We start from the raw sequence: 18,790 nt of genomic DNA, 5'->3' as shown, positions 1-18,790 counted from the left end.
ATGAGTCAAAAAATACATGAGCGTCTGAACCAGATTCCAGAGCGAATTCTTTCCACCGAGTTTCTCACCGGGCAAGGACTGGGCAATGAAATTGGCTTCTGGATTTTTGATTATGCACCTGAAGATGAGTTGAAAGTGCGCGAATATCTGCATTTTCTAGACGGGATGCTGGAGAAAAAACACAGTCAGCTGAAGGTGGTGAATATCAACCTGCTGCAAGCCGTGGTGGATTATCTGGCTGAGCGTAACTTCATCGATAAAGCCATTCAAATGCAAAAAGACAAAGGCGATGAGGCGCTGCTCAAAGCGCTGAAAGGCCCACTGCATATGGATAAGTTCGCGCCCTATCTGGTGAGTAAATATGCCACCAATGCGCAAGATATTGTGTTGATGACTGGGGTAGGTTCGGTTTGGCCACTGTTACGTGCCCATCACTTATTGAACAGTTTACATTCGTTACTGGGGCATAAGCCGGTCGTGCTGTTTTACCCAGGTTATTACGATGGTCAAGCCATGAGTTTATTTGGAAAAATTCCAAGCAACAATTACTACAGAGCATTCAGATTAGTGCCTTAACACGGCAAATAGAAATAAGAATTCGGGGGAATTGATTGAGATGAATATTAAAGAGCTTTTTTACAAGCCATTAGATCGTGCAATTAACGGGGTCGTAAAAGCAGACCAGAATGACAATACCACGGTTTATCAGGAACTCGATGAGTATGTGGTCACCAATGAACTGGAAAAGCATTTTCGGGACTTTTTCCAGTCTTATGGCACAGACCTGAGCGATCCTTCGATTGCTAACCGTGTCGGCGTATGGATTTCAGGCTTCTTTGGTTCAGGTAAATCACATTTCCTGAAAACCTTGTCGTATATTCTGGCCAATAAAGTGGCACGCGATGCGCAAGGTAACGAACGCAGTGCTGCAGAATTCTTTGATGAAAGCAAAATTCGTGATGCGTTTATCCGTGCGGATATTGGCAAGGCCGTCAGCCATCATGCCGATGTCATCCTGTTTAACATCGACAGTAAAGCCAGCTCCAATGATGATGGCAATCCGATCCTGAATGTGTTTTTACGCGTGTTTAACGAGTATCAGGGTTTTAGTGCTGACCATCCACATATTGCCCATATGGAACGTCACCTGAGCCAGAAAGGTGTCTACGAACGCTTTAAACAGGCGTTTGAGGAATCCAGCGGTATGTCCTGGCTAGAGGAGCGTGACGGCTATCAGTTCTATCAGGATGATGTCGAAACCGCGATTTCCCAAGCCCTCAACTTATCTGCTGAAGCTGCGCATAAATGGTTTGAGGATTCTGAGCAGACCTTTAGTGTTTCGGTCGAAAACTTCTGTCAGTGGGTGAAAGAATACTTAGATAGCAAAGGACCACAGCAACGGATATTGTTCCTGGTGGATGAAGTGGGGCAGTTTATTGGCAGCGATACCCGCTTGATGCTGACTTTACAGACCATTACTGAAAACCTTGGTACGATCTGTAAAGGCCGTGCTTGGATTGTCGTCACCTCACAGGCGGACATCGACGCGGTTCTAGGTGAGATGTCTTCTTCCAAAGCCAATGATTTCTCCAAGATTGCTGGGCGTTTTAAAACCCGTTTATCACTGTCCAGTTCCAATACCGATGAAGTCATCCAGAAACGTTTATTACGTAAAACCCCGGAAGCAGAAGCATTGCTCAGATCGGTGTTTGAGCAAAAGGGCGATATTTTAAAAAACCAGATTACCTTTGACCGTTCAGGCCCAACACTCAACAACTATGAGGGTCCAGACAGCTTTATCCATAACTATCCTTTTGCGCCGTACCATTTCCAGTTGGTGCAAAAAGTATTTGAAGAAATCCGTAAAGTCGGTGCGACCGGTGCACACTTGGCCTATGGTGAACGGTCCATGCTGGATGCGTTCCAGATGGCCGCGAATGCGATTGCTACAGATGAAGTCGGTGCACTGGTTCCTTTCCACCGCTTCTATACCTCAGTGGAAGGATTTCTGGATACTGCAGTGAAGCGCACCATCGACCAGGCAGGGCAGAATCAAACCCTAGATAGTTTTGACGTACAGATGCTGCGCACGCTGTTTATGATCCGCTATGTCGATATCATCAAAGGGACCTTGGATAACCTGGTGACTTTGTCGATTGAGAAAATTGACGAAGACAAGCTGGCATTACGCAAGCGTATTGAAGAAAGCCTGCTGCGTCTGGAAAAAGAGAGCCTGATTACCCGCAATGGTGATGAGTTCCTGTTCCTCACCAATGAAGAGCGCGATATCACCCGCAAAATTAAAGCCACTGATCTGGCTGCTTCAGAAGAAAATAAAGAGTTAGCCAATCTGATCTTTAAAGATTTACTGCGCGATCAGAACAAATACCGCCATCAAGCCAACAAGATGGACTATCAGATTGGTCGTTTCCTAGATAGCCATAGCCTGGATGGGAAGTATGAGAGCGATTTGAAAGTTGAAATTATTTCTCCGCTTGATACGGAATACAACCTCTACACTGAAGCTTACTGTATTGGTAAAAGTACTCAGGACGAAGGACAAGTGCTGTTTAAACTGGCAGACGATAAACAGTTCTTTAATGAACTGCGCACCTGGCTGAAAACCAATAAATTCATCCGCTTAAATGATGATGGCACCCAATCGGATATCAGCCGTATCCTGGCAGACCGTGGCCGTGAGAATCAGGAGCGTAAAAAACGCCTGCGTGCCCGGGTTGAAGAAATGCTGCTAGATGCGGAAAGTTATGCCTTGGGTCAACATCTACAACTTTCATCTTCTAGCCCTTCCACCAAGCTGGATGAGGCGTGTCGTTATCTGCTTGAAAATACCTATACCAAACTGAGCTATTTGCAAGTCTATCAGCAGGATGCCTGGCGTGAACTGAACGCCGTCTTGACTGTCGATGATATGGCGCAGCTCGGATTGTCTCTGGATGGTGGTCAAACGAATCCGAAAGCCCTACAAGAAGTGGAACAGTACATCTCGCTGCGGGCAACAGGTACAGAACGTATTCTGGTATCGGATGTGGTGGATCGTTTTGCTAAACGCCCTTATGGCTGGCCAGATGCCGAGATTTTATTGCTGGTAGGTCAGCTGGCGGCAATGGGGCGGATTTCACTGCAGTTAAATGGTGGCAGCTTGCAGTTAAAAGATGCCTTTGAGCCTTTACAAAACAGCCGCCGTCGACGCGATGTGTCGATCATTAAAAAGCGCCAGACTGATGATCAGGTGTTGAAACAGGCACGCCAACTGACCCAAGATCTATTCTCGGCTATGGGACCAGCGACAGAGAAAGAGCTATTTGAATTCTATACCCAACATTTTAAAAACTGGTTAGCCAACTTTAAGTCGTACAAAAGCAAAACAGATGTCGGACAGTTCCCAGGCAAGAAAGTGATTGAAAAGTTGATTCTGACTTTGGAACGTCTGCTGGCGAATAGCGACAGCTTCGATTTCTTTAAGGCCGTGGTTGATCACAAGGACGACTATTTGGATCTGGAAGAAGATTATCGTGACATTCATGAATTCTTTAGTAATCAGATGCCAAGCTGGCAACAACTGCAACAGGCCTTACGTCATTTTGAGAAAAACAAACAGGCGCTGGGCAGTGATGAGCTCGCTAAAAAAGCCCTCTCCGAATTACATCATATTTCAACCCTTGAATCGCCCTACGGCCTGTTAAATAAAATCGCTGATTTAGTTCGCACAGTTGAAAGCGTCAATGAGCGACTGTTGAGTGAGAAGCGTAGCCATGCGGTAGAGCAAATTGATGACAAGATCAAACAGTTAGAAGCCGAGATTAAAAACAGTGGCATCGCTACCGCTGAGCTGAGTAACAAGCTATTACGCCCACTACAACTGCTGAAAACGGATATTGAAGTGGAAACTAGCCTGTCCACCATCTATATGCTGCAAACCCAAACCGCCGTGGAGCGTTTTGATGAAGCCTTATATGAGCTGGAGAGCGAAGTTCAGGCGGAAATCCAGCGTCAGGCCAAAGCGGCACAACTGGCTCAGAGCAAAGCCGAGAGTGTAACCAACACTGCAACCACCTCCAGCCCAGTTACATCAACACCTGCTGCGAGTCCGGTACAGCCTGTGACAGCCGTAGTGCCACCGAAACCGGTAGTCGAAGTTGATGTTGCTAGCATTTACAGCAAAAGCTCCAGCAGTGTCTATCTGGAAACAGAAGAGTCAGTGGATCAGTTTGTAGACGCACTCAAAGCTGAACTGAAAAAAATCGTGAGTGATAAAAAGCGTGTGCGTATCCGCTAACTCGGGTTAGGGATATTGGCATCAGTCATTAATTAAAGGTTTAAAGATGAATACCAGTAATATTAAAAAATACGCACCGCAAGCACGCAATGATTTTATCGCAGCCATGCGCAAGCAGTCGGCCAAATACGGCATCACCGCAGACCGCACTTTACCAACAGAGCAGAAAGGCGACTTGTTGCTGATTGGCGATCAGGTTTTTCCCCTGTCAGTAATGAAACCGCGTGAAAAGCTGATCAAGCGCATTCAAACCAGCAGTTTTGAGCAGACCATCGATTATATCGCTTATAGCTGGTTTAACCGTCTTTGTGCGATTCGCTACATGGAATGCAAAGGCTTGCTGGATCATGGTCGTCGTGTACTGAGCAGTGCCGATGGCAGTGCAGGCTTGCCGCAGATTCTGGAAGAGTGTCTGGATATTGACTTACCGGGTTTAGATGCTAGCCGTGTGGCTGAACTCAAGCTGGATGGCAATAAAGACGAAGAGCTGTACCGAGAGCTGTTACTGGCTCAGTGTCATGCATTGAATCAGGTCATGCCATTATTGTTTGAACAGGTTTCTGATGAATCTGAGTTGCTGTTACCGGATAACCTCACCAAAACCGATTCCTTGATCCGTGATCTGGTCAGCAGCATTCCAGAAGAAGACTGGTCGGATGTACAGATTATTGGCTGGCTGTATCAGTTCTATATTTCTGAAAAGAAAGACCAGGTGATTGGTAAAGTCGTCAAGAGTGAGGACATTCCTGCCGCGACACAGTTATTCACCCCGAACTGGATTGTAAAATATCTGGTACAGAACAGTGTTGGCCGTTTATGGATGATGGCACAGCCTGACAGTACGCTGGCCAATAATTGGGAATATTATATTCAACCCGCTGAACAAACGGATGAGGTCAATGCACAGCTGAAACAGCTGATTGATGTTCGTATTAGTGAAGATGGCGATACTTTAAACCCTGAAAGCATTACGGTGCTAGATCCGGCCTGTGGTTCGGGGCATATTCTGGTGGAAGCCTATGATTGCCTGAAAGCCATTTATTTAGAACGTGGTTACCGCAGCCGTGATATTCCACGTTTGATTCTGGAAAACAACCTGTACGGCATTGATATTGATACCCGTGCGGCACAGTTGGCCAGTTTTGCACTGCTGATGAAAGCGCGTGAGGATGACCGCCGTTTATTTAGCAATCCACCGAAGCTGAATATTATTGCGTTGCAAGACAGCCAACCTGAACGTTTAGACGCATTGAGTCAGGATTTGGCAAACACTGGTATTGCGCAGGCGGATTTAAAAGAATTGCTAGAATTATTTGAACATGCTTCAACTTTTGGGTCTTTGATTCAGGTGCCTGAAGTATTCGCTAAAAAGCTGCCTGATTTAGAAACAAAGCTCAATATAGCATTAGCGTCAGGGGATATTTTTGCACAGCAGTCAGCACAGGAGTTATTACCTTTAGTGCAGCAAGCGAATTTATTAGCAAAGCAATATGATGCTGTGATTGCGAATCCGCCGTATATGGGTGGCAAAGGCATGAATACAGCCTTAAAAGATTTTGCCAAGAAGAAATTCCCTGACAGCAAGTCAGATCTATTTGCCATGTTTATTGAACGTGGTTTTGGATGGTGTAAAGAAAGTGGTTTTAACAGTATGGTAACCATGCAAAGCTGGATGTTCTTGTCATCTTATGAAGCGATGCGTGAAAAGTTATTACAAGATCGTACAATTCAAACCATGGCACATTTAGGTGCTCGAGCATTTCCTGAAATATCAGGGGAAGTCGTACAAACAACAGCTTTTGTGATGCAAGGGCAACATATAAATGGATTTAAGCCAGTATTTTTTAGACTTGTAGATACAGGGCAGGATCAAAAAGAATCAGAACTAAGATCAGGACTTAATCGTTTTGACTCTACGATTCAAGATGATTTTAAGAAAATTCCTGGTAGTCCTATTGCTTATTGGGTAAATATACAGACTCGAAATTTATTTTCTGGAAATAAGCTTTTAGGAGAGATTTCAGAACCACGTCGTGGGTTGGCAACAAATGATAATAATAAGTTCATTAGAAGATGGGCAGAAGTTAGCAATCAAAAAATGGCATTTGGTTCTATAAATAGGGAAGATGCGAAAAATTCTAATAAAAAGTGGTTCCCGTATAATAAAGGTGGAGAATTTAGAAAATGGTATGGAAATAATGAGTATTTAGTTAACTGGGAAAATGATGGTGAAGAAATGTTTGCGCTTGCAAAAAAATTATATGGTAGCCCAACACGAACAATAAAAAATCTTCAATATTATTTTAGAAATGGCATATCTTGGTCAATGATTGGCTCTGGGACATTTAGTGTACGTTATATGGATAATGGTTATATTTTTGATCAGGCAGCTGATAGTTTATTTGCTAGAAATAATGAACTCCTTGAAATTATAGGACTTATGAATTCACCTGTACTAGAATTTTTGAAAATAATAATAAATCCTACTATGAATACAACAGCAGGTGTAATCTCTCAATTGCCTTATGTTCCTTTCTCAGCCTCAAATCAGGCAAGAGAAAATGTAGAGGAGATGATTAAATTTGCAAGAGATGACTGGAATGTATACGAAACCTCATGGGACTTTACTCAAAACCCAATCATTCGTACGCAGCAGTCAAACCTAGAACAAGCGTTTAACACATGGCAACAGCAAAATGCTGACGCTGTGGCAGAAATGAAACGTCTAGAAGAAGAAAACAATAAGCTGTTTATTGATGCTTATGGTTTACAGGATGAATTAACGCCAGATGTTCCTGATGAGCAAATCACTTTAACCCGTGCCGACCGTGAAAAAGACAGCCAACGTTTAGTGTCTTATGTACTTGGCTGCATGATGGGACGTTATAGCTTAGATGAACCAGGTTTGATCTATGCCCATGCAGGCAATCAAGACTTCGATGCCAACCGTTATCTGAAATTCCCAGCCGATGCTGACGGCATTATTCCATTGACTGAAATGCACTGGTTTGAAGACGATGCAACGCACCGTATTCGAGAGTTCTTAACTGCAGTGTGGGGTAAAGATACACTGGATGCCAATATGCAGTGGTTGGCAGAAAGCTTGGACAAAAAAGCCAACGAAACAGCGGAAGACACGATCCGCCGTTATCTTGCTAGTAAGTTTTATAAAGACCACATGCAGACCTATAAAAAGCGCCCGATCTACTGGTTATTCAGCAGTGGTAAACAAGGCGCTTTCCAGGCATTGGTGTACTTGCACCGCTATAACGAAAGCACTTTGGCGCGTATGCGTACCGAATACGTCATGCCGCTGATTTCCAAAATGGCTGCTTATGCTAATTCTCTGGAAACAACAAAAGAAAGCAGTGACTCTGCGGCTGAAATCAAACGTATCGAGAAAAAACTGCAAGACTTGCATAAGCAACAGGCTGAACTGAGTACTTTTGAAGAAAAATTACGTCACTATGCCGATCAGCGTATTACGTTAGATCTCGATGATGGGGTGAAAGTAAACTACGGCAAGTTTGGGGACTTGTTAGCTGAAGTTAAAGCGATTACGGGTGATAAAACAGAATGAATAAAGCTCAAATTGATCAGGTAAAGATACATATTGAAGCTTATTATGCGCTCGGGCTTTCAAATATTCTTGCTCAACAGCATTCTCATATATCAGACCTAAGCAATGTTCAGATTGGTGAATATACAGCACAAGAATTTCTCAGTGCATCTAATAAGGTTTTCAACCAATTTAAAGAAGAGATCGATACCGTATTTGCTAAAGCTTTACCATATAGTTATCAATTTCAAAATGAATATGGTGGTGCAGATTTAAATCAAGATCTAGCTGGTTATTTACAAAATATTAATAATCGAAATTTCCCTGCTGCGGTTTTACATCTTAATCGTTTAATTCATTACCAGGCAATAAATGGGTTTTGGGAGAAAAGTAAACGGAAATATTTTCGAAGTTCGGAACTCTCTGTTCAGCAAGATAAAGAACGTATCGAGTTAGTCTCTACTCATCTAGAAGCCACATCACAACGATTAGAGACTTTGTTGAAAGTACTAGAAACTAGCAAAGATGATTTGGATTCTTTTACTTCCGTAAAAAGAAGTGAATTAAGTGAAATAGAGGCGTTAGTAACTGCGAGTCGAAATCACTCATCAGAAATTACTAATCTGCAGAGTCAGGCTGCGGTCTTAATTGAAAAAATAAATTCTTTATTACAGGCATCTGAAGAGAAAAAAGCGGATTCAGATCAACTGTTGATCGAGACACGTGCACAATTACAAACGTTAAAAACGACTTTTGAGAACATAGAGCAAAATATTTTAGAACAAAAAAATGATTTTGAAACTCTTAAACAGGATTTCAAATCTAAGCTTACCTTTGTAGAGAGCAAACACGCATACTTTGAACAACGGAATCAATATCTAGATGATCTAATAGGTAGAGAAGTTGGTGCATCTCTGTTTGAAACGTTTAAGCAAAGGAAAACTGAATTAACAGATTCAATTAAATTTTGGAAATGGAGTATTCCTACTATAGCACTAGTATCCGCTTTTTGGATCGTCTATCTATTTTGGGGAGTTGATCCTGCATCGATTAGCTGGCAGTTGCTTTTAATAAATTCAATAAAAACCTTGCCTGTATTGGGATTGTTTTTCTTTACGACTTCTCAATACACCAAAGAGCGTAACTTTCAGGAAGAGTATGCATTTAAGTCCGCAGTTGCACTTACAGTTAATTCTTATGCAGAACAATTAAAAGAGACTGCTAATCAAGACAAGTTAATTATGGATTCTGTGCAAACCATATATATGCCACCCAGCAAACAAAAAGTAGAGCAGCAAAAAGAGGGGGTGTCTTCAATTCAAAACTTAAAAGAAATGATTGGCCAAGTTAAAGAAATTAAAGACATTGTGGGTGATAGTAAGCCATGAATTTAGATCAACTAAAACAAGGTCTGGAACAAGCCTTTTATACTGAACAGCATCGGATTGTCTTTTGGTACGATGCAGAACAGTCATTTACTGAAGAAATCAAAGCCCTAAAGCTGAATGATGTCCATATTCTAAATATGGCAGAAGAGTCGAGTTTGGCGATCAAGCTCAAACTGGAACTTGAGGATCAGCAGGGTAAATACTTGCTGTATTTCCCAAGTCCAGAGCCTGAAACCGAAAAAGACTGGCTACTGGACATTAAGCTATATTCTCGCAGTTTCTATGCCGATCGTTTCTCGATTATCTTTAATGAGCTTGGGCTACAGCAACAAAGTTTAAGAGAACATCTGGCTAAACGTGAAGAATTCCTCAAAGCCAAAGCCCGTCTGAGCACCTTAAAACGCTATATCCAGTCTGATGCAGATGCACAGGATCTGGACATGGCTATGATTGCAGCTGTGGTCAAGGCTGACAGTGTCGAACTCATGCATATCGTTCTGGCACTGGCAGATGAAGTGGTACAGCAGAACCTGGCTCTGGAAGTCAATCCGGAATCCTTTGCTGAACTGGAAAAATTCCAACTGGTGCCAGCTTTAATTACCGCATTACAGACGGAAATTGGTTATCCAGCATCGGTTGAAGAATTGAATGGGGAAGCACCATTCAAGCTCGGTACGTTCTTTATCCGGTTGATGAGCACAGGTTTCTGTGAAAGCCTGGGCGATATACCGCTATGGGCTCAAGAACTGGTGATGTCATCTGTCAGTTCACGTGCGACGGCTAGAGCCTTTTTGTCACGCTGGAGAGACAGCTCCAAATACTACCCAACCTTCGATACACTCTCCCAGACCGTGGCCAATGCACTGCGGATCCAGGAGAAGGTCGGGGCTTTTGATCTGGAACAGCTGCTCGATGTCATGACCTTTGAAGTGATTGAACAAAAGATTATTGTTGATTTGGCCAGTCATATCCCTGCAGCAACCCAAGCTGAACTGGAACATTTCAGAACGATTATTTCTACCCGTCTGGATGGCTATTGGGCTTCCAAACATAAGGATGATGCAACACGCCGTAAATATCGCACGGTCTATACAGCGTTGCAGGCAGCCATTGACCTGTTCAGCCTGCGACAGCAGTTTGATTCCGGGTTCTATTTCGACTCCAGTGAAGCCTTGTATAAAGCCTACGAGCAGGAGTTGTATCGCTTTGATATGACCTATCGCCACTACAGTACAGCCTCACAACGAGCTCATGTCGATATCCTGAAAAAACTCGATGAAGAAATCGAAAATTGCTATTCCTACTGGTTTATCGATTACCTGGCGCGCAACTGGGGAGAGCGGATTGAAGCTGAACAACGCTTGAATGTCTGGAAAATAGCAGATATCCCAAATCAGCAGAACTTCTATGATACCCATGTCAGACCCCTACTGGGTTCTGCAACGAAACGCCGTATTGTAGTGATCATCAGTGATGCTTTCCGCTATGAAGCTGCAGTAGAGGTGTGTGATCGTATCAATGAAAAGCGTTATTCAGAAGCGACTTTGTCTTCACAGCTGGGAGTTGTGCCAAGTTATACCACACTCGGCATGGCCTCATTACTGCCACACCAGACTTTGGAGTACAAAGAGAGTGCAGGGGATGATGTTTTAGTAGATGGACAGTCCAGCAAAGGAACTGCAGCACGATCCAAAATTCTGGCAGCCTATAATGGTCTAGCCGTGACCGCTGAAACGGTAAAAGGCTGGTCGCGTGATGAAGGCCGTGAAGCACTTAAAGACCATGATCTGATTTATGTTTATCATAACGTCATTGATGCACGCGGTGACAGCGTCTCGACAGAATCAGAAACTTTTATGGCCGTGGAACATGCCATTGAAGAGCTGACCGAGCTAAGCCGTAAAATCTTACTGCATTTCAATATTTCTACCCTGTTGATCACAGCTGACCATGGGTTCTTGTTCCAGCAAAGTAAACTGGAATCTGCGGATCGTTCTATCTTGACTGAAAAACCTGCCAATGTATTGAAGAGCAAGAAGCGTTATGTGATCGGACATGGTTTGCCAGTGAGCAAAGAAGCCTGGAAAGGTTCAACCCAAGCTACGGCAGGTACATTATCTGCGACTGATTTCTGGATTCCAAAAGGGGCAAACCGTTTCCATTTTGTAGGAGGTTCACGTTTCGTGCATGGCGGCATCATGCCTCAGGAAATTGTGGTGCCGGTACTGACAGTGAAACAGCTACGTGGTGAAAAGGCTGGACAGCGAACCAAGCGTAAAGTTGAGGTCATTTCTACCAAATCTACGCTGAAGATGGTCAATAACATCCAGAAGTTTGATTTGATGCAAACTGAAGCTGTCAGTGAACTGGTCATGCCAGTAACCCTGTCGATTGCCATTTATGATGGGGATGTCAAAGTTTCCAGTGAAGAAACTCTGACCTTTGATAGCAGTACCGACTCTATTGCGGAACGGGTAAAACAGGTCAGACTGTCTTTGTCTGGCACTGATTTTGACCGTAAGAAAGATTACTTCTTGGTGCTGAAGGACAAAGACCTGAATATCGAAATGCAGCGCTATAAGGTCAGCATTGATCTGGCATTTACCGATGACTTCTTCTGATAACGAATTAACGATAGAGCGTAGCCTACATGGAATCTGCTAACGATAAAGAACTGGATCAGCTGCTGAATGAACACTTTGCTGGGCGGGTGGTACGTAAGGATCTGACTAAACTGATCAAAGAAGGGGCCAATGTCCCTGTCTATGTGCTCGAGTACCTATTGGGGATTTACTGTGCCTCGGATGACCCTGAGATCATTGAACAGGGGCTGCGTAACGTAAAGACCGTTCTGGCAGAGAATTATGTCCGCCCGGATGAAGCGGAGAAAGTAAAATCCCTGGTTCGTGAACGTGGCAGTTATAAGGTCATTGACCGAGTTACCGTGAAGCTGAATGAGCGTAAGGACAAATACGAAGCCTCTTTCAGTAATCTAGGTATTAAAGATGCTGAGATTTCGGCAGGCATCGTCAAAGAGTATGAAAAATTACTCGTTGGTGGTATCTGGGTGATTGCAACACTCAGTTATTATTTTGATGAAGGACAGTCAAATTCTCCATTTGGTGTGAGCCTACTCAAGCCGATTCAAATGCCGAATATGAATATGGATGAACTCTTCAGTGGAAGAGCAGCATTAAGCACTGATCAGTGGCGCGAGAGTTTAATCCGTTCGATCGGCATGGAACCGGCTTCGCTAAAAGAGGACGTGCAATGGCAGCTATTAGCACGTATGGTTCCGTTCGTTGAAAATAACTATAACGTTTGTGAACTGGGACCACGCGGTACCGGGAAAAGCCATATTTACAAAGAATGTTCACCGAATAGTATTTTAGTCTCCGGTGGGCAAACGACTGTCGCCAACCTATTCTATAACATGAGTAGCCGCCGTATTGGTCTGGTTGGCTTATGGGATGTGGTAGCCTTTGATGAAGTCGCCGGTATTTCCTTTAAGGACAAAGATGGCGTACAGATCATGAAAGATTACATGGCCTCAGGGTCTTTTGCCCGTGGCCGCGAACAGATGGAAGCCTCTGCTTCAATGGTTTTTGTGGGTAATATCAACCAAAGCGTGGAATCCCTGGTCAAAACCAGCCATCTATTGGCACCTTTCCCTGAAGCCATGATCGATTCGGCATTCTTCGATCGTTTTCATGCTTATATCCCCGGCTGGGAAATTCCGAAGATGCGCCCGGAGTTCTTCACCAACCGTTATGGATTGATCGTTGATTATCTAGCTGAGTTCTTCCGGGAAATGCGTAAGCGTAGCTTTGCAGATGCCATTGAGAAGTACTTCAAACTCGGCAACAACCTGAATCAACGTGATGTGATCGCCGTTCGCAAGACGGTTTCCGGATTGATGAAGTTGCTCTACCCACACGGTCAGTTTAATAAAGAAGATGTACGCCAGTGTCTGGAATATGCCCTGCAGGTACGTCGTCGGGTCAAAGAACAGCTGAAAAAAATTGGTGGCATGGAATTCTATGATGTGCATTTCAGCTACATCGATAATGACACGCTTGAAGAGCACTTTGTTTCAGTCAAAGAGCAGGGTGGAGGTGGACTGATTCCCGAAGGTCCAGCCAAGCCAGGTTTCTTATATACCATCGGGCTCAGTAATAAAGGCATGCCAGGGTTATACCGCTTAGAACTTCAAGTCACCAAAGGTTCAGGAAAGCTGGCGACATCAGGCTTATGGAATTCAAGCAGTGCCAAGGAGCAGGTCAAGGTCGCATTTGACTACTTCAAGGCCAATGCATCTCGAATCTCGGGTGGCAGTAAGGTGATGGAACATGACTTCCACTTACATGTGGTTGAATTACAGAACACCGGACCACTCAGTCATCTTGCTCTGCCAAGTTTAGTAGCTTTCGCTTCTGGCCTGTTAGGACGATCGGTACAAAGTCAGATGGTGGTACTGGGTGATATAAGCTTGGGTGGTTCTGTGACACCGGTGGAAAGTATTGCCGAATGTCTGCAAGTTGCTTTTGATGCGGGTGCCAAGAAGGTTGCTTTGCCAATGAGTAGTGCGGCAGATATCCCAACGATTCCTGTAGAACTGTTTACCAAGTTCCAGACCAGCTTTTATGCAGATCCGGTGGATGCGGTATTTAAAGCTCTGGGTGTGGGTTGAGTTGATTCTGTATAAATCAGTTAAAGAGAAAAGCTTTTGAAATGATTAGGAAATATGAATCACATGAAGGATTTAATAACAGCTATTTTGGTTAAACAGCCCAAACTTACTGCTAGAGAAATTGCTAAAACTCTTGGTATTGAAAAGAAAGAAGTGAATGCTTTTTTATATCAAAATCAAGATATATTTTCACAAAATGAAGCCTTTTGCTGGTCTTTAGCTATAATCCCGTCAGTTAAAAATTTAGAAAGACCAATGATGAACTCTGAACTTGAATTAAATAATATTGTTAAAAATAAACTGATTCAATTGTTGGATTATGTATCTCATCAAGCTGAGGATACTCAAAAAATTCAATATGAAATGAGTGGTAATAGATTTTATTCTCATGATCTAGAAAAACTTCGTGGCTTAAAAATTCTGAATGATGACGATTGGTGGTTTCAAATTGAACGATTACAGCTTCAATCGATGCCGAAACCATCTCAAATACTCTCTTCCTATATTCATGTTGATGCCGAAAAAGAACCCACTGTTAATTTTTCTAGTTTAAATAAGATTGTATTTTTTAAAGGAGTTCATCAATTCCGTTTGCCCTACAGTAGCGTGGCATGTGATTTGATTACTAAAATTGACCTACTTCAGAAGCTATTCAAAGAATTCGAAAGTTATCAAAATATTTGGAAAGATTGGAAACAAAATAACGATGAGATTAAAAAATCTATTGTTGTTTACGATAAATTATTCTCATGGAATACCGCGATTAATTTAGGTGGAACAGGCGATGGTGAAGAAATTGTTGCAGGCTTTGGCTTAGTTGACTGGGTACTTCCAACGACTCAAAAATCTTACTCATATCCTCTTATTACTATCCCGTTAGAAATGGAGATAGAAAAAAATGGATTAATACGTGTAGGTGCCAAAGATACACGTGCCAATATAGAAATGGATGCCATCTTATTAGAGGATGATCTGCCTACTTCAGGACAAGTAAAAGTAACCTTAAAAGAAAACTTAAATAATGGTCGCTCATTACGCCTATTTGAAGGGGAAACTTACTCTGATATAGTTAATGCCTTCGTCGCGAATATTTTTTCAAAAGGAGCAATTGTTGAGGCAGAAAATAGGGCTATACCATCCAAAAATCTAACGGTGACATTAACATCAGTACTGTTTAGTCGTCCTAAAAGAAATTCTATTTTAAGCGATGACATTGAGTTATTAAAAACTAAACTTAATGACCCTTCAGTGGCTATACCTGAACAACCTTTATCGTTAGTGACAGAATTAAAAAGCGATATTAATCAAAAAGAGACTTATAGTTTTAGAGGGCGTTCTGGTACTGAGGGATTCGGATCAAAAGTTGAAGAGCTTTATTTCCCGCTGCCTTATAACAAAGAACAAATTACTATTGTCCAGAATCTGCTAATCAGCAGTGGTGTAGTGGTGCAAGGTCCACCAGGTACAGGTAAAACACATAGTATTGCCAATATTATCTGTCACTATTTGGCGAATGGTAAAAAAGTACTGGTAACTGCACAGCAGTCACATGTCCTTAAAACAGTACATGAAAAGATTCCTGATGAATTAAAGCCTTTGGTAGTCAGTCGCATTGGTTCAAGCAAAGAAAGTAAAAATCAGCTTGAATCTTCAATCGATTTGATTGTGCAAAAAATTACCCAAATGAATGTTGCAGAAGTTCGAAAAACGATCGAAGTTCTAAAACATCAAATAGATCATAACCATCATGAAATGGCTTTGATTGATCGAGAAATATATAACTTTGCAGAAAAGCATTATCAGAATATTGAAGTAGATGGTAATAAAAAATTACCTATGGATATCGTGAAAACGGTATTAGAAAGTAGAGTATCCTGCGAATGGTTTACCGACCAATTAACTTTGGAGGAAAAAGACCAGTTTCCTTTTTCCCAGATTGAGTTGATTCAATTGAGAGACTCAAGGAAGAAAATAGGTACAAACTTACCATACATAAATTATGGACCTCTACCAGCTCCTGAAAAGCTGTTAGATTCGGCGAGCCTGAAGAAATTAAGTGAGTTCTTAAAAGAAAAAGATGAGATTGAGGAATTCTTAAAGCAAAATGACCTACATAATTTCAAGGAAACTATTTCTGAATCAGAAATTAATGAGCTAAGAGATTGGTTGAAGATTTATCTAGAAGATCTAAACTTTGTTCTTGATCAAGCAGAACCATGGTTATTGAGCTATTTCAAGAAGATAAATGCAGAAGATAAGGCTATGGAACTTGATATCTATAGTAACCTTATTCAAGAAGTTCAGCCTTTATTGGAATACAGGAAAACGCTACTAATTGATCCCATAGAGCTGAATTTTGAGATACAACCAAACTCAAAAGAATATCAAGCTGTTCAACGTGCTGTTGATACAGGTAAGCCATTTAATTGGTATCATTTTGGTACTGCTGAATTACAAGACCTTTTTAAGTCAATTAAAGTTTCTGGAAAATATCCTGATACATCAGATGAATGGAAAAGACTTAAAGAATATCTTGATAGAAAGCAGACTCTTAACATCTTTATGAGCAAATGGAATAGTATTGCAGCACAATTAGACATTCCTTTAATTGAGTTAAATAATCGTAATATCGATGAAATATTAAAAGAGTTCACGCAGCTCATCAGTAGAACCCAAAAATGCCTAGATTTGAAAAATAAATATTTGGATCTATTTAATACGAATTATTTAAAAGCTTTTAAGAGAGCTAAATCTTTTGATTTCTACGGATTACCTAAAAATATTGATGACTTGATTCAATTGTTAGGGCAGAAGTTAAAAATATTTAATTTAGAAGTCTATCAACAACAACTGGCTGATCAAATCCTTTATTTATCAGAGTTTGGTAATAAAATATCAAATCAGTTAAAAAAAATTGTATCTCAGATTGATTCCGATTCATTACATGAAAGTGAACTTGGAGATTATGCTGATCTATTAAAAAAATTATCACATTTAAAAGATCTAACAGAAGATTTTGAAAGAGTTAAATCCGCCAGTATTAGATTGAGTAAAACAAATGCTTTGATTCTTAGTAAACATATTCTGGAAGTTCCGTACGCTGAAGAAATTGAAGATCCTGTATTACGTAATACATTGCTAGAGGCTTGGGAATGGAAACGTCTTGAGATTTTTGTAATAGCCATCAGTAATACAAGTCAAATTGAAAATTTGTATGAGCACCGTCGTATTCACGAGAAGAATCTATCTCAAAATTACGCTCAATTGGCAGCAAACAAGACATGGCTGGCATTAAAGGAAAATGCCTCAGACAAAATTTTAGTTGCATTACAGCGTTATAAAATTGCTGTACAACACTATGGAAAAGGGACAGGTAAGAATGCTCCACGTTATAGAAAAGATGCTCAAGTAGCCCTTAAAGAGGCAACAGCAGCTATTCCTTGCTGGGTCATGTCACATCTTCAGGTATCTGAATCTATGCCTGCTGAATTAGGCCTCTTTGACTTAGTGATTGTGGATGAGGCATCACAATCATCAATTGACGTATTACCTGTTTTAATGCGTGCTAAAAAATTATTAGTAGTGGGGGATAATAAACAAGTTTCTCCGAGTAATGTCGGTCTAGCAAGTGCTCAAATTGATGTATTAAGAAATCGTTATCTACATGGTCAGCCACATGCTGCATATTTAACACCAGATATGTCTTTATACGACATGGCTTCTTCTATCTATGAGTCAAGTGTGATGCTTCTAGAGCATTTCCGCTGTCATCCTGCGATCATTAGTTACAGCAATAAAAACTTTTATGGTAACCGTATTAAGCCAATGCGATTATCGAAGAAATCTGAGCAGTTAAGTCCAGCTTTAGTCGCAATTTATACACCGCAGGGGTATAGAGAATCTAAAAATAGCAAACATATTAATCGAATAGAAGCGAAAGCAATTATTGAGGAAATGAAACTTCTTCTTAAAGATGAACGATACGCAAATAGATCAATCGGTGTGATCTCATTGTTGGGACCGGCGCAGGCTGAGTTCATTCAATCAGAAGCTTTGAATGAATTTGGTGCAGGGACTCTTACCCAAGTTCAATTTGCTTGTGGGGATGCTTCAGCATTTCAGGGTGCAGAAAGAGATATTATTTTCTTATCTATGGTAGCAGATCCTCAGAATTGTCATGCTTTGAGTCGATCCGATCATGAACAGAGATTTAACGTGGCTGCAAGCCGTGCTCGTGAACGGATGTATCTCGTCCATTCCGTGAGTCGTGATCATATATCTCCAAAAGATCTAAGGCTGAATTTACTCAATCATTTTTATGATTTGCAAGAAGATCAAAAAGCATCATTTGAAGCAAAATTAGATTTGTGTGAATCGGAGTTTGAAAAATCTGTATTTACGACACTCCATGAAATGGGTTACACAGTTACTCCACAGGTTAAGGTTGGAAGCTATCGAATCGATTTAGTCGTTGAGTCAGATGGTGATCAGCGTTTGGCTGTTGAATGTGATGGTGATAGCTATCATGGGCCAGAACAATGGCATGATGACATGACTCGTCAACGTGCTTTAGAACGCGCAGGATGGACATTCTGGAGATGCTTTGCATCGAGTTGGTTCATTGAACGTGAAAATATGATTATGTCATTAAAGGAAAAACTTGATGCAATGGGCATAAAACCTACACATGGAATGAGTAGCTTAATTCAAGATGTAGAACACAAAGTGTGGGTAGATGACGAATCTGAAATGAGTGCGGAAAATGACATCGAGAAAGATTTGTTAATTGTTTAATTGTACTAGCTTGTATTTAAATGGATTCGCTAGCGGACACTTACGTAACTAAAGATTACAGT

At 41.6% G+C, this 18,790-nt stretch carries 7 protein-coding genes; all 7 read left to right on the top strand.

The features are described 5' to 3' along the window. The 7 genes from ABLB96_RS18975 (at window position 1) to ABLB96_RS18945 (ending at window position 18,728) form a co-directional block, all read left to right on the top strand. Window positions 1–576 carry a DUF1788 domain-containing protein gene (locus ABLB96_RS18975; RefSeq protein WP_000078544.1) on the top strand — a complete coding sequence of 192 codons (576 nt, stop codon included), beginning with the start codon at window positions 1–3 and terminating at the stop codon, window positions 574–576. Window positions 577–616: 40 nt separating this feature from the next. Further along, window positions 617–4,297: a BREX system P-loop protein BrxC gene (gene brxC, locus ABLB96_RS18970; protein ID WP_002120185.1), complete on the top strand. Its 3,681-nt coding sequence runs from the start codon at window positions 617–619 to the stop codon at window positions 4,295–4,297. A 46-nt stretch (window positions 4,298–4,343) separates the two neighbouring features. Further along, a complete protein-coding gene (pglX, locus tag ABLB96_RS18965) occupies window positions 4,344–7,877 on the top strand; it encodes a BREX-1 system adenine-specific DNA-methyltransferase PglX (protein ID WP_001098044.1) in 3,534 nt (1,177 codons plus the stop codon). Beyond that, a complete protein-coding gene (locus tag ABLB96_RS18960; protein ID WP_001030448.1) occupies window positions 7,874–9,244 on the top strand; it encodes a hypothetical protein in 1,371 nt (456 codons plus the stop codon). The genes pglX and ABLB96_RS18960 overlap by 4 nt, the downstream gene beginning before the upstream one ends. Beyond that, window positions 9,241–11,865, top strand: a complete 2,625-nt coding sequence (gene pglZ, locus ABLB96_RS18955; protein WP_001047021.1) for a BREX-1 system phosphatase PglZ type A — start codon at window positions 9,241–9,243, stop codon at window positions 11,863–11,865. Before ABLB96_RS18960 ends, pglZ begins: the two co-directional genes overlap by 4 nt. Before the next feature lie 29 nt (window positions 11,866–11,894). Next, the gene (gene brxL / locus ABLB96_RS18950; RefSeq protein ID WP_000443160.1) at window positions 11,895–13,934 is read left to right on the top strand and encodes a protease Lon-related BREX system protein BrxL; all 2,040 of its coding nucleotides are present in this window, start codon (window positions 11,895–11,897) and stop codon (window positions 13,932–13,934) included. A gap of 63 nt (window positions 13,935–13,997) precedes the next feature. Continuing rightward, window positions 13,998–18,728 (top strand): AAA domain-containing protein, encoded by a 4,731-nt coding sequence (locus ABLB96_RS18945; RefSeq protein ID WP_000653919.1) that lies wholly within the window; start codon window positions 13,998–14,000, stop codon window positions 18,726–18,728. The last annotated feature ends 62 nt before the right edge of the window (window positions 18,729–18,790 follow it).

It is taken from the genome of Acinetobacter sp. XH1741 (assembly GCF_041021895.1).
In the GTDB taxonomy this organism is placed as follows: domain Bacteria; phylum Pseudomonadota; class Gammaproteobacteria; order Pseudomonadales; family Moraxellaceae; genus Acinetobacter.
The sequence above is the reverse complement of the archived record's forward strand: the minus strand, read 5'-3'. Positions and strand labels throughout refer to the sequence as shown.